General features: G+C 67.5%; 11 protein-coding genes and 1 tRNA gene. 6 read left to right on the forward strand and 6 right to left on the reverse strand.

Going from position 1 to position 13,272, the window contains the following annotated elements; translation table 11 throughout:
- Window positions 1–67 precede the first annotated feature (67 nt).
- Window positions 68–3,538 (reverse strand): transcription-repair coupling factor, encoded by a 3,471-nt coding sequence (gene mfd / locus WS89_RS09485; protein ID WP_059790626.1) that lies wholly within the window; start codon window positions 3,536–3,538, stop codon window positions 68–70.
- 107 nt (window positions 3,539–3,645) lie between these two features.
- On the opposite strand from mfd, the gene ispD reads away from it, so the two are divergent.
- Both ispD and ispF read left to right on the forward strand, forming a co-directional pair.
- Window positions 3,646–4,356: a 2-C-methyl-D-erythritol 4-phosphate cytidylyltransferase gene (gene ispD, locus WS89_RS09490; protein WP_059505987.1), complete on the forward strand. Its 711-nt coding sequence runs from the start codon at window positions 3,646–3,648 to the stop codon at window positions 4,354–4,356.
- Window positions 4,357–4,385: 29 nt separating this feature from the next.
- Complete coding sequence (gene ispF, locus WS89_RS09495; RefSeq protein ID WP_059790628.1) at window positions 4,386–4,871, forward strand: 2-C-methyl-D-erythritol 2,4-cyclodiphosphate synthase; 486 nt, start codon at window positions 4,386–4,388, stop codon at window positions 4,869–4,871.
- A gap of 121 nt (window positions 4,872–4,992) precedes the next feature.
- Here the strand turns inward: ispF and WS89_RS09500 are convergent, their stop codons facing one another.
- From WS89_RS09500 to ompR, 4 genes are all read right to left on the reverse strand, one after another.
- On the reverse strand, window positions 4,993–5,520 hold the full coding sequence (locus WS89_RS09500; protein ID WP_006478562.1) for a carboxymuconolactone decarboxylase family protein: 528 nt from the start codon (window positions 5,518–5,520) through the stop codon (window positions 4,993–4,995).
- Window positions 5,521–5,596: 76 nt separating this feature from the next.
- On the reverse strand, window positions 5,597–6,145 hold the full coding sequence (locus WS89_RS09505; protein ID WP_006478563.1) for a peroxiredoxin: 549 nt from the start codon (window positions 6,143–6,145) through the stop codon (window positions 5,597–5,599).
- Between the two features lie 189 nt (window positions 6,146–6,334).
- Window positions 6,335–7,696 carry an ATP-binding protein gene (locus tag WS89_RS09510; RefSeq protein ID WP_059505991.1) on the reverse strand — a complete coding sequence of 454 codons (1,362 nt, stop codon included), beginning with the start codon at window positions 7,694–7,696 and terminating at the stop codon, window positions 6,335–6,337.
- Window positions 7,697–7,737: 41 nt separating this feature from the next.
- Window positions 7,738–8,472, reverse strand: a complete 735-nt coding sequence (gene ompR, locus WS89_RS09515) for an osmolarity response regulator transcription factor OmpR (protein WP_006478565.1) — start codon at window positions 8,470–8,472, stop codon at window positions 7,738–7,740.
- A gap of 258 nt (window positions 8,473–8,730) precedes the next feature.
- Here ompR and WS89_RS09520 point away from each other — a divergent pair, with 258 nt between their 5' ends.
- From WS89_RS09520 to WS89_RS09530, 3 genes are all read left to right on the forward strand, one after another.
- Entirely contained in the window at window positions 8,731–9,009 is a 279-nt protein-coding gene (locus tag WS89_RS09520; RefSeq protein WP_034207558.1) for a hypothetical protein, read from the forward strand.
- Between the two features lie 134 nt (window positions 9,010–9,143).
- Window positions 9,144–10,640, forward strand: coding sequence for a DUF1800 domain-containing protein (locus WS89_RS09525; protein WP_059790792.1), 1,497 nt, complete (start codon window positions 9,144–9,146; stop codon window positions 10,638–10,640).
- Window positions 10,641–10,707: 67 nt separating this feature from the next.
- A complete protein-coding gene (locus WS89_RS09530) occupies window positions 10,708–11,928 on the forward strand; it encodes a DUF1501 domain-containing protein (RefSeq protein ID WP_059790630.1) in 1,221 nt (406 codons plus the stop codon).
- 10 nt (window positions 11,929–11,938) lie between these two features.
- Here WS89_RS09530 and hpnD read toward each other — a convergent pair whose 3' ends face one another.
- The gene (gene hpnD, locus WS89_RS09535) at window positions 11,939–12,772 is read right to left on the reverse strand and encodes a presqualene diphosphate synthase HpnD (protein ID WP_059790633.1); all 834 of its coding nucleotides are present in this window, start codon (window positions 12,770–12,772) and stop codon (window positions 11,939–11,941) included.
- Between the two features lie 247 nt (window positions 12,773–13,019).
- Between hpnD and WS89_RS09540 the strand changes: the two genes are divergently transcribed.
- Window positions 13,020–13,106: transfer RNA gene (locus tag WS89_RS09540), tRNA-Leu, on the forward strand.
- Window positions 13,107–13,272 lie beyond the last annotated feature (166 nt).

Raw genomic sequence — 13,272 nt, forward strand, 5'->3', positions numbered from 1 at the left:
AAAACGCGCCGGCCCGCCTTCGTCGGGCGCGATGCGGTGCAGCAACGTCGCGCCCGTCGGGATCGCGTCAACGGGCCGCGACGGCCGCCCCCTGTTTCGGGCCGAGCGCGCGCAGCGTTTCCTTGATCGTCGACACGCGGATCGCGAGGTCGGGCGAGCGCGTCTCGATGCGCAGCTTGTCCTGGCCCGCGAGCTTGATGTGGCGATGCTTCTGCACCATCTCGATGATCCGCATCGGATCGATCGGCGGATTCGGCTCGAACTGCAGCCCGATCGCGGCCTCGCTCGCGTCGATCTTCACGATGCCGAGCGGCTTCGCGGCGATCCGCAGCCGGTGCGTCTCGACGAGCGCGTGCGCCTGCGGCGGCAGCTTGCCGAAGCGGTCGATCAGTTCCTCCTGGATGCCGTCGATCGCGTCGCCGTGCTCGCAGTTCGCGAGCCGCTTGTACAGCGACAGCCGCTCCTGTACGTCCGCGCAGTAGTCGGCCGGCAGGATCGCGGGCGCGTGCAGGTTGATTTCGGTCGTCGCGGCGAGCGGGGCGGTGAGGTCGGGTTCCTTGCCGTTCTTCAGCGCCTTCACCGCGTCGTTCAGCATGTCCGTATAGAGCTGGAAGCCGATCTCGTGGATTTCGCCCGACTGCTTGTCGCCGAGCACTTCGCCGGTGCCGCGGATTTCGAGGTCGTGCATCGCGAGATAGAAGCCCGAGCCCAGTTCCTCCATCTGCTGGATCGCTTCCAGCCGGCGCTGCGCCTGCTTGGTCAGCGCCTGCGGATCGTGGACCAGCAGGTACGCATACGCCTGATGGTGCGAACGGCCGACGCGGCCGCGCAGCTGGTGAAGCTGCGCGAGGCCGAACTTGTCCGCGCGGTGCATGATGATCGTGTTCGCGCTCGGCACGTCGATGCCGGTCTCGATGATGGTCGTGCACAGCAGCACGTTCGCGCGCTGCGCGACGAAGTCGCGCATCACGCGTTCGAGTTCGCGTTCGTGCATCTGGCCGTGCGCGATCACGATGCGCGCCTCGGGCACGAGCGCCTCGAGCATCGCCTTGCGGTTCTCGATCGTCTCGACTTCGTTGTGCAGGAAGTACACCTGGCCGCCGCGCTTCAGCTCGCGCAGCATCGCTTCGCGGATCACGCTTTCTTCCTCGCGACGCACGAAGGTCTTGATCGCGAGCCGCTTCTGCGGCGCGGTCGCGATCACCGAGAAATCGCGCAGCCCTTCGAGCGCCATCCCGAGCGTGCGCGGAATCGGCGTCGCGGTGAGCGTCAGCACGTCGACTTCCGCGCGCAGCGCCTTCAGCGCTTCCTTCTGGCGCACGCCGAAGCGGTGTTCCTCGTCGATGATCACGAGGCCGAGGCGCTTGAACTGCACGTCCGACGACAGCAGCTTGTGCGTGCCGATCACGATGTCCACGCTGCCTTCGTTGATCTGCGCGATCGCCGCGTTCACTTCCTTCGCGGTCTTGAAGCGCGACAGCTCGACGATCCGCACCGGCCAGTCCGCGAAGCGGTCGGCGAAGGTCTGCATGTGCTGCTCGGCGAGCAGCGTGGTCGGCGACAGCAGCGCGACCTGCTTGCCGCCCAGCACCGCGATGAACGCCGCACGCAGCGCGACCTCGGTCTTGCCGAAGCCGACGTCGCCGCACACGAGGCGATCCATCGGCTTGCCGCTCGTCATGTCGCCGATCACGGCCGCGATCGCCGCGGCCTGGTCGGGGGTTTCCTCGAAGCCGAAGCTTTCCGCGAATTTCACGTAGTCGCGCGGATCGAGCGAGAACGCGTGGCCTTCGCGGGCCGCGCGGCGCGCGTACAGGTTCAGCAGCTCGGCGGCCGTATCGCGGATCTGCTGCGCGGCCTTGCGTTTCGCGCGCTCCCACTGGCCGGAGCCGAGCGCGTGCAGCGGCGCGCTGTCGGGATCGGCGCCGCTGTAGCGCGAGATCACGTGCAGTTGCGCGACGGGCACGTAGAGCTTGCTGTCGCCCGAGTATTCGAGATGCAGGAATTCGGTCTCGCCTTCGCCGAGATCCATCGACACGAGGCCCATGTAGCGGCCGATGCCGTGCTGCGCGTGGACGACCGGGTCGCCGACCTTCAGTTCCGACAGGTCCCGCACCATCGCGTCGACGTTGCTCGCCTGTTCCTGCCGGCGGCGGCCCGCGCGGCGGCCGAGCGCGCCGTACAGCTCGGTTTCGGTGACGATCGCATAGCCTTCGGCGGGCACCGCGAAGCCGGTCGCGAGCGGCGCGACGCCGAGCGCGAAGCGTTCGTCGCTCGCGAGCCAGCCCGCGAAGTGGTCGTTCGACGCGGGGCGCAGGTGGTGCTCCGCGAGCAGTTGCAGGATCGTTTCGCGGCGGCCGGCCGATTCGACCGTCAGCAGCACGCGCTTGCCCGACGATTCGACGAACGTGCGCAGCGATGCGAGCGGATCGTCGGCATGGCGGTCGACGGTGAGTTCGGGCAGCGCGGTCGCCCAGCCGCCGGCCGGCTGCGCGGGCAGCACGATGCGCGCGAACGGCTTCGCGAACGCGAAGAAATCCTCGTCGGACAGGAACAGCCGCTGCGGCTCGAGGATCGGCCGCTCGCGATCGTGCGCGAGGAACGCGTGACGCTGCTTCGTATCGGCCGTGAAGCGGCGGATCGATGCGTCGAGATCGCCGGCGAACACGAGATGCGCGTCCTGCGGCAGGTAGTGGAACAGCGTGGCCGTCTCGTCGAAGAAGAGTGGCAGGTAATACTCGATGCCGGCCGACGGCACGCCGTTGCCGATGTCCTTGTAGATCGGCGCGCGGCTCGGGTCGCCTTCGAAGGTTTCGCGCCAGCGGCTGCGGAAGGCCGTGCGCGCGGCTTCGTCGAACGGGAACTCGCGGCCGGGCAGCAGGCGCACGTCGCGCACCGGGTAGAGGCTGCGCTGCGTGTCGGGATCGAACGCGCGGATCGAATCGACCTGGTCGTCGAACAGGTCGATCCGGTACGGCAGCGGCGAGCCCATCGGGAACAGGTCGATCAGCGAGCCGCGCACGCAGTATTCGCCGGGGCGCACGACCTGGCTCACGTGCTCGTAGCCGGCCAGCGTGAGCTGCGCCTTCAGCTTCGCCTCGTCGAGTCGCTCGCCCTGCGCGAACGCGAAGGTGTACGCGGCCATGAACGACGCCGGCGGCATCCGGTACAGCGCGGTCGTGGCGGGCACGAGCAGGATGTCGCAGCGGCCCTCGCCGAGGTCGTGCAGCGTCGCGAGCCGCTCGGACACGAGGTCCTGGTGCGGCGAGAAGGTGTCGTACGGCAGCGTTTCCCAGTCGGGCAGCAGGCGCACGCGCGCATCGGGCGAGAAGTAGGGGATTTCCTGCGACAGCCGCTGCGCGTCGACCGCGTTCGCGCAGATCACCGCGAGCAGCGGCACGTCCGGACGGTTGTCGGCGAGATAACGGGCGATGGCGAGCGCGTCGGCGGAGCCGTGCGCGCCGTCGAAGGCGAAACGCTGGCCGGGCTTGACGCGGGCAACGGGTGAAGCGGACGGGGTGGAAGCGTTATCTGGCATAGGGACGACAGGGGTGGCGTGCACGGGCGCATCGCGGTGCGCCGGTCGAGACGAAAGACCTATTATAAAATCCGCTTCTCGATTTCATCTTTCCGGCGTTTGCCTTCGTGACTCCCCGACTTTTCGCCCTGATTCCCTGTGCCGGCACGGGCAGCCGTTCCGGCTCGGCCGTGCCGAAGCAATATCGCACGCTGGCCGGCCGCGCGCTGCTGCACTACACGCTCGCCGCGTTCGACGCGTGCAGCGAGTTCGCGCAGACGCTCGTCGTGCTCGCGCCCGACGATTCCCATTTCGACGCACGCCGCTTCGCGGGCCTGCGCTTCGCGGTGCGCCGCTGCGGCGGCGGCTCGCGGCAGGCGTCGGTGCTCAACGGGCTGCTGGAGCTGGCCGAATTCGGCGCGACCGACCACGATTGGGTGCTCGTGCACGACGCCGCGCGCCCGGGCATCACACCGGCGCTGATCCGCACGCTCGTCGCGACGCTGAAGGACGACCCGGTCGGCGGCATCGTCGCGCTGCCGGTGGCGGACACGCTCAAGCGCGTGCCGGCCGGCGGCGACGCGATCGCGCGCACGGAGTCGCGCGACGCGCTGTGGCAGGCGCAGACCCCGCAGATGTTCCGCATCGGCATGCTGCGCGACGCGATCCTGCAGGCGCAGCGCGAAGGGCACGACCTGACCGACGAAGCGAGCGCGATCGAATGGGCCGGCCACACGCCGCGCGTCGTGCAGGGCAGCCTGCGCAACTTCAAGGTCACGTACCCGGAAGATTTCGCGCTCGCGGAAGCGATTCTCGCGCGCGCCGCGAACGCTTCCTGACTTTCCCCTCATCTCAAACCGGATTACGCATGGATTTCAGAATCGGACAAGGCTACGACGTGCACCAGCTCGTCGAAGGGCGCCCCCTCATCATCGGCGGCGTGACGATTCCGTACGCGCGCGGCCTGCTCGGCCACTCGGACGCGGACGTGCTGCTGCACGCGATCACCGACGCGCTGTTCGGCGCGGCCGCTCTCGGCGACATCGGCCGCCATTTCTCCGACACGGATGCGGCGTTCAAGGGCGCGGACAGCCGCGTGCTGCTGCGCGAGTGCGTCGCCCGCGTGAACGCGGCTGGCTTCGCGATTCAGAACGTCGACAGCACCGTGATCGCGCAGGCGCCGAAGCTCGCGCCGCATATCGACGGGATGCGCGCGAACATCGCGGCCGATCTCGGGCTGCCGCTCGAGCGCGTGAACGTGAAGGCGAAGACCAACGAGAAGCTCGGCTATCTCGGCCGCGGCGAGGGTATCGAGGCGCAGGCCGCCGCGCTGCTGGTGAAGCGGAGCGGCTGACGTCCGGCGTGGCGTGCGGTTCGCGCCGCACGCCACACCGCCGAAATGAAAAATGCCACGCGAATGCATGGCATTTTCGTTGGCAGCCGGCACGGCTCTCGCGGCCGCGCGACCGGATCGCTTATTCGCCTTCGGCGGCGATCACCTGCGCGGCGGCGTTGATCACCGACGCGATGCGGCCGACGTCGCGCAGCTGCGTGACGGTCATCCCTTGCTCGTTCTTCAGCAGCGCATAGTGCGACTTCACGCAGAAGTGGCACTTGCCGACGATCGACGCGGCGAGCGCGTACATCTCGAACTTGCGCTTGTCGACGCCACCGTGCGTTGCATACGCACCCATCCGCAATTCGGCGCGCTGCGTCTTCAGGTCGGCGTCGTCGGCCATCTCGACATACGGATACCAGGTGTTGTTCATCCCCATCAGCGCGGCCGCCGTCAGCACGGCGTTCGTCTCCTCGGGCGACAGCACGCCGGCTTCGCGAATCGTCTTGACGAGCACCGTGCTCTTCGCCGCGATGGCCGCCGCCAGCGCCACGCCGACCGCGTCGGTGCCTTCGAGCGACGAGCGCGAGATCGTGCCGTCGAGGTTCAGGCGAATGTCCTTCGCGTAGTCGGGAATACGTGCCTTAATCGAGTCGATGAATTCCATTGATATCTCCTATGGGTTGGCCGTTAAAAAAGCCCGCAGGCAGGACGTGCGCCGCGGGCTTCGTGCATCGATGCGCTTACAGCGTTGCGCCGCCGACTGCACGGTTGCACGGGCACAGTTCGTCCGTTTGCAGGCCGTCCAGAATGCGCAGGACTTCTTCCGGGCTGCGGCCGACGTTCAGGTTGTTCACCGAAACGTGCTGGATCGTGTTGTCCGGATCGACGATGAACGTCGCACGCAGGGCCACGCCGGCTTCCTTGTCGCGCACGCCGAGCTGGTCGATCAGTTCGCCCTTGACGTCGCCGAACGAGTAGTGGTTCAGCTTGTCGAGGTCCTTGTGCTCACGGCGCCATGCGAGCTTGACGAATTCGTTGTCCGAGCTGCCGCCGAGCAGGACGGCGTCGCGCTCTTCGAACTGCTTCGTGAGCTTCGCGAACTCGACGATTTCCGTCGGGCACACGAACGTAAAATCCTTCGGATAGAAGTAGATGATCTTCCACTTGCCCGGGAACGACGCTTCGGTGACGGTCTCGAACGCCGACTGGCCGTTTTCCTCGTGATTGTTGAAGCCCGGCTTCGCGGCTACGACGGTGAAAGCTTCGAGTTTATCGCCCACGGTTTTCATGCGGATACTCCTGTGTGAGTTGGGAAGAAGACTGAGTCAAGCTACCTCGGTGCTGCAACGATGATGTGACAGCATGAAAGGGACTATAACACTATTGATGTTTCGCTTCAATAGATTTTGACTAACGCCCTTCATAGCTTTTGTCAACCGGATCGATAGTGTGACGCGCAAGATGCGTGCGCGAACGTGTCATGCGGTCGCACGCGCCTTGCCGGCGCCGGGGAATTCGAGCGTGACTTCGAGGCCGGCGTCCGGGTGGCGGTTGCGCAGGCGCAGCGCGCCGCGGTAGCGGCCGACGAGCCGCAGCACGATCGCCATGCCGAGGCCGGTGCCGTCCGCCTTGGTGCGCGCGGTGTCGACGCGATAGAACGGCCGCATCACGAGCGGCAACTGATCCTCGGGAATGCCGGGGCCTTCGTCGCTCACCGACAGCTCGACGCGCGCATGCGACACGCGCGTCTCGAGCGTGATCCGCGAGATGCCGTCCTGCTTGCTCTGGCCGTACTTGCGCGCGTTCTCGACGAGGTTGCCGATCACGCGCCGCATGTCGGTCTCGTCGGCTTCGATGATCGCGCTCGGCGCGAGCCGCGTGCGGATTTCGACGCCGTCCTCGCCCGACACGCGCGCGGCGACGTCCTGCGCGACCGACGATAGATCGACGGGCTCGGGCTTGCGCTGCGACGGGCGCGCGTAGTCGATGAAGGCCGCGATGATGCGGTCCATCTGTTCGATGTCGTCGACCATCGCGTCCTTGGTCGCCTGGTCGGACGGGCTCATCTCGGTTTCGAGCCGCAGCCGCGCAAGCGGCGTGCGCAGGTCGTGCGAGATGCCCGCGAGCATCAGCGCGCGATCGGCCTCGAGCTGTTCGAGGTCGCGCACCATCTGGTTGAAGCTGCGGTTGGTCTCGGCCGCGACGCCCATCCCGCGCTCGGGCAGCGGCTCGGGCGCCTGGCCCGAACCGACCTGGCGCGCGGCGAGCGCGAGCCGCGAGAACGGCCGGTTCACGAGGCTGGTGATGAACGCGGAGCCGAACAGCGACAGCGCGAGCGCGAACAGCCCCCAGCCGGCCCACTGCAGGCCCGTGACGTTGTCGAGCTGGTCGCGATCGAGTGCGACCCAATAATCGTCGTCGTCGATCTTGAAGCTGATCCACACGCCAGGAATGTCGTTGACCGACTGCGCGATCACGGTATCGTCGCCGAGGCGGCTGCGGATGTCATGTTCGATCAGGCGGTTCAGCGATTCGTCGGGCTGCAGCTTGAACTTGTCGGTTTTTTCGCGCGGGTACACGCGCACGCCCTCGTTGCTCTCGAGATCCTGCAGCAGCGCGCGCCGCAAGTCGGGATCGGAATAGAGCAGGGCGGTGCGCGTGAGCTTCACGACCGCGACGAGCTGGAGCGCGACGCGTTGCGCACGCGGCTCGCGCTCGATCACGCGAAAGCTCTGGAACCACGCGGCGAGACTGACCGAGATCAGCAGCGCGATCAGCAGGAAGGTGCGCCAGAACAGCCCGCCGAACGCGAGCTGCAGAAGGCGCCGGTCGATACGCATGGGACGGGCCGTGGGCGGGGCGAAACCGGGAAGGAAAAAGCTCAGGCAGCGCCGTCCGGGATGAACACGTAGCCGAGGCCCCAGACGGTCTGGATGAAGCGCGGGCTGCCCGGATCCGGTTCGATCAGCTTGCGCAGGCGCGAGATCTGCACGTCGAGGCTGCGGTCGAACACTTCATATTCGCGGCCGCGTGCGAGCTCCATCAGCTTTTCACGCGACAGCGGCTGGCGCGGATGACGCGCGAACACTTTCAGCACCGAGAATTCGCCGGTGGTCAGCGGAATTTCCTGGCCGGACTTGGTCAGCGTGCGCGTGGCGAGATTCAGCGAGAATTCGCCGAACTCGAATACCTCGGTGGTTTCCGACGGTGCGCCCGGCAGTTCGGCCGGCGCCTGGCGGCGCAGCACCGCATGAATGCGCGCGACCAGTTCGCGCGGATTGAACGGCTTCGGCAGGTAATCGTCGGCGCCCATCTCGAGGCCGACGATGCGATCGACGTCCTCGCCCTTCGCGGTGAGCATGATGATCGGCGTGCGGTCGTTGCTGCCGCGCAACCGGCGGCAGATCGACAGGCCGTCTTCGCCGGGCAGCATCAGGTCGAGCACGAGCAGGTCGAAACGCTCGCGGACCCAGAGCTTGTTCATCGCGGTTGCGTTTTCCGCGACGTAGACGTTGAAACCCTGTTCGCCGAGATAGCGGCGCAGCAGATCGCGCAGGCGAGGGTCGTCGTCGACGACGAGAATCTTGGAGGGGTTTTTCGTTTCCATGATCGGCATCTTATCGCGAATGGGAATTGGCGCACGGCCGCGTATTTTCGTGCGTTACAGTCGGTTACAAAATTTACCCGTAGTGTCGCGCCGAGTAAAGGCACGCTATAGAGATTCCTTTACTCGAAGCCGAAATTCGGTAGATACTCCCCTGCACTCCATCTTTCATCTTTGTACACCCGAATTCCGCAGGGTTTTTCAAGTACCAGAGGTAGCCGGTTGCCGCGTGACGAAGGGAACAAATCGACCAAAGAAGCGAGGACGGTCATGCGATCTGCCCGGATTGCACTGATGCTGACGATCGCGCTTGCCGGTCCGTATGCGTCGAACCTCGCGTATGCGCAGCGCCCCGAGCAGGGCGCATCGTCGCGCAAGCTGCCGCGCGGCAAAGCGCCGCAGCCCGATCGCGCCGCCGATATGACGGCTCGTTCCGCCGTGCCTCCCGATCTCGAACAGCGCCGTCGCGACGGGCACATGACGCCCGAAGAGCGGCACCTGTTGCGCCAGCACATCGAAGACGCCGTGCGCGAGTTGTACAAGCGCTGATGCGTGCCGTCGTTCGCCTTGCGCGGAAATCCCCGCGCGGAAAGAATTCGTAGCATTTTTTCCGTCAACTTTCGGCTGCCGAATGCCGTTGTACGGGCATCCGCACCGCCGGTGCGTTCCGGGAGTCCATGACGATGAAAGCGAACGCTGCCGCACCGGCGTCGTCGCCTGCCATGCAGTCGCCGCTCGATGCCGACGACGCGGTGTTTTTTCTCGGCCGCACCGGTTTTTCTCCCGCTCCCGCCGAAGTCGCGCGCATCGTCGGCATGACGCGCGCGCAGGTCGTGGCCGATACGCTCGGCAATGCACGACGCGAACCCGTCACGACGTGGCCCGACTGGCTCGCCGAGCCGCCGCCGACACGCGCGCAGCGCCAGGCGCTGACGCCCGACATGCGGCGCGACGAGCAGCGCGAGCGCAATCGCCGCTACGATGCGTTGCGTGCGGCCTGGGTCAACGAGATGGTCGCGACGCCGTCGCCGCTCACCGAACGCATGACGCTGTTCTGGCACGGGCATTTCACGTCCGGGCAGGACAAGGTGCCTTACCCGCAGACGATGGCCGCACAGAACGCGCTGTTTCGCCGCGAGGCGCTCGGCAACTTCGGCTCGCTGCTGCACGCGGTCGCGAAGGATCCGGCGATGCTGCAGTATCTCGACGGCGCGAGCAATCGCAAGGGCCGTCCGAACGAGAATTTCGCGCGCGAGGTGATGGAGCTGTTCACGCTCGGCGAAGGGCATTACACGCAATACGACGTGACCGAGGCCGCGCGCGCGATGACGGGCTGGACGGTCGATCCCGACACGCTGCGCTTCGCGGTGCGGCCCGAATGGCACGATGCCGGCGACAAGACGATCCTCGGCGAAACCGGGCCGTTCGACGGCGACGGCTTTCTCGACATCCTGCTGAAGCGGCCGGACACCGCGCGCTTCATCGCCGGCAAGCTGTGGCGCGAGTTCGTGTCCGATACGCCGGAGCCGCGCGCGCTCGACGCGGTGGCCGAGCGGTTTCGCGCGAGCGGCTACGACATTCGCGCGGCGCTCGCCGCGCTGTGGTCGACCGACGCGTTCTGGGATCCGCGCAACCGCGGCGTGCTGGTCAAGTCGCCGGCGGAATTCGTGGTCGGCTCGGTGCGGCTGTTCGACGTGGCGTACGGCGATCCGCAGATGCTCGCGAACGCCGTGCGCACGCTCGGACAGAACCTGTTCTATCCGCCGAACGTGAAGGGCTGGCCAGGCGGCGCGCTGTGGATCAACAGCACGACGCTGCTGTCGCGCAAGCAGTTCGTCGAGCAGTTGTTCCGCGCGACCGAGACGGCCGGCATGCGGCCGCCGGCCCGTGCGATCGCGCCGTCGCCGAGCGCGCACGCGATGCCGGTGGCCGACGCGGCGTCCGCCGCCGGCCCGCGCGGCATGCCCGCCAAGCCCGCGCGCGGCGGCTTGCGTTTCGACCTCGAGCGCTGGCTCGCGCAGTATCGTGCGCGGCCTCAGGCGATCGCGGGATTGTCCACCGAGTTGCAATTGCAGCACGCGGTGCTGCAACTCTCGCCGGTCGCGGCGATCGACACGGATTCGACCGGCAGCGCGTATCTCGAGGCGCTGCTGATGGATCCGGCCTATCAACTGAAATGATGCGAACGACGATGAAGCGGGCGGCGGCCGCGGCCAAGGCGGCGGGCGGCGAACCAAAGGATGTGCGATGAACCGACGTGATTTTCTGACGCTGACGGGCGCCGCGGCGGCGGCCGGCGTGTCGATGTGGCAGGCGAGCGCGGTGGCGGCTGCCGCGCCGCAGGCCGGCCGAAAGCCTGCGGCCGGGTATGCGAACGTGCTGATCCTCGTCGAGCTCAAGGGCGGCAACGACGGCCTCAACACGGTGGTGCCGTACGCGGACCCGCTGTACTACTCGTTCCGGCGCGGCATCGGCATCAAGCGCGAGCAGGTGCTGCAGCTCGACGCGCAGACGGGGCTGCATCCGTCGCTCGCGCCGCTGATGCCGCTGTGGCGCGACGGGCAGGTCGCGGTCGTGCAGGGTGTCGGCTATCCGCAGCCGAACCTGTCGCATTTCCGCTCGATCGAGATCTGGGACACCGCGTCGCGCTCGGATCAGTACCTGCACGAAGGCTGGCTCACGCGCACGTTCGCGCAGGCGCCCGTGCCGCCCGGTTTCGCGGCGGACGGCGTCGTGCTCGGCAGCGCCGAGATGGGGCCGTTGTCGAACGGCGCGCGCGCGATCGCGCTCGTCAATCCCGCGCAGTTCATCCGTGCGGCCCGGCTTGCCGAGCCGTCGTCGCTGCGCGAGCAGAACCCGGCGCTCGCGCACATCATCGACGTCGAGAACGATATCGTGACGGCGGCCGACCGGCTGCGCCCGCGCGGCGGGATGCGCGAATTCAGGACGGCCTTTCCGGCCGGTGCGTTCGGCACGTCGGTGAAGACCGCGATGCAGGTGCTGGCCGCGTGCGAAGCGTCGGGGCCCGGCGCGCAGGACGGTGTCGCGGTGCTGCGCCTGACGCTCAACGGCTTCGACACGCACCAGAACCAGCCGGGGCAGCACGCCGCGCTGCTCAAGCAGTTCGCGGACGGGATGAGCGCGATGCGCGCGGCGCTGATCGAACTCGGGCGCTGGAACGAGACGCTCGTGATGACGTATGCGGAATTCGGCCGGCGCGTGCGCGAGAACCAGAGCAACGGCACCGATCACGGCACGGCCGCACCGCATTTCGTGATGGGCGGTCGCGTGGCGGGTGGGTTGTACGGTGCACCGCCCGCGCTCGGGCGGCTCGACGGCAACGGCAACCTGCCGGTCGCGGTCGATTTCCGCCAGCTTTACGCGACCGTGCTCGCGTCCTGGTGGGGGCTCGATGCAACGCGCGTGCTGCAGCAGCGTTTCGACACGCTGCCGCTGCTGAGGGCGTGAGGCGCGCCGCTCAACGGCGGCGCGCGGCGCGCCACGCGATCCACAGCTTGCGGATCGGCGTCAGCGCGATGCGCTGATGCAGCACCTGGTAGCCGTCGCGCGCGATTTCGTCGAGCAGCGCGCCGGCCAGCGCGATCTGCGCGCGCAGCGTGCGCTGCGCGCGGCGTTCGGCGGCGGGAATCGCCGCATCGGCAGCCGCGAGCGCTTCGCGCGCGCGGGTCGTCTGGAATTGCAGCAATTCGGTGAACGCAGGGCTGTAGCGGCGGTTCAGCAGATCGGCCGCGGTCACGTTGTAGCGCTGCAGTTCGTCGATCGGCAGATAGATGCGGCCGTGGCGTGCGTCGTTGCCGAGCTCCTGCACGAATTGCGCGAGCATCAGCGCGCGGCCGACGTCCGCGGCCCATGGCTGCGGGTCAGCCGGGTGCGTCGAGCTGGCGCGCGCCACCAGCGACGCGAAGGTGCCGCCGACCTGCGCGATATAGCGCTGCAGGTTCGCGAAATCGAGGTAGCGCGCCTGTTCGAGATCCATCCCGTAACCGTTGACGAGCGTGCGCAGCGCATCGGCCTCGGCGGCGATCGCCGGGTGATGCTGCGCGAGCGCCTTCGTGACGGGGTGCGACGGTTGCCCGTCGGCCAGCGCCGCGAGTTCCTTGTGCCACCACGCGAGCTTCGTGTGTCCGACGGTCGGATCGCTGGTTTCCTTGACGGTTTCCTCGAGTTCGCGGCGCAGCGCGAACAGCGCGGTCAGGCGCGGCTGCGTGGCGAGCGGCGCCTGACGCAGCGCGTAGTAGACGCTGGAGCCTGCGGGGGCGGCCTTTTGCTGACAGTAGTCGTCGAAGTTCACGGGCTCAATCGGATGGGGCGGGTTCGGGGGACGCGCGGCGGCGCGCTGCCGAAACGTCGAGCGCGGCATTCTAGCACCGCGGCGCGACAGGTGCCGGCGGGGCGAGACAACGCCGCACGGATCGGGTAGAATCTCGCGCTCGCCTGATCGGGCGTGCCGGTTTTCGGGCCGGCTGAAGTGTCCCGAGCGGTCCCGGGCGCGTGGAGCATGCATCTTGCGTCCCGGCGCGGTCAGGCGACGGAAATGCGCGTGAGTGGCGAAATTGGTAGACGCACCAGGTTTAGGTCCTGACGCCCGCAAGGGTGTGCCGGTTCGAGTCCGGCCTCACGCACCAGAAGTCGAACGTGCCCCCGGCAGGGGCCGTTCGCGAAAAAGCGCTGCCGGTCGACTGACCGCAGCGCTTTTTTATTGACGCCGATTTCGCCGCCCGGCATCGGACCTCGCTCGAAAAACCGGTCGCGTGTAATATCGTGCGCACTTTTCGCACAAGAAGTACAACG

The organism is Burkholderia sp. MSMB1072 (assembly GCF_001524725.1).
GTDB lineage: Bacteria > Pseudomonadota > Gammaproteobacteria > Burkholderiales > Burkholderiaceae > Burkholderia.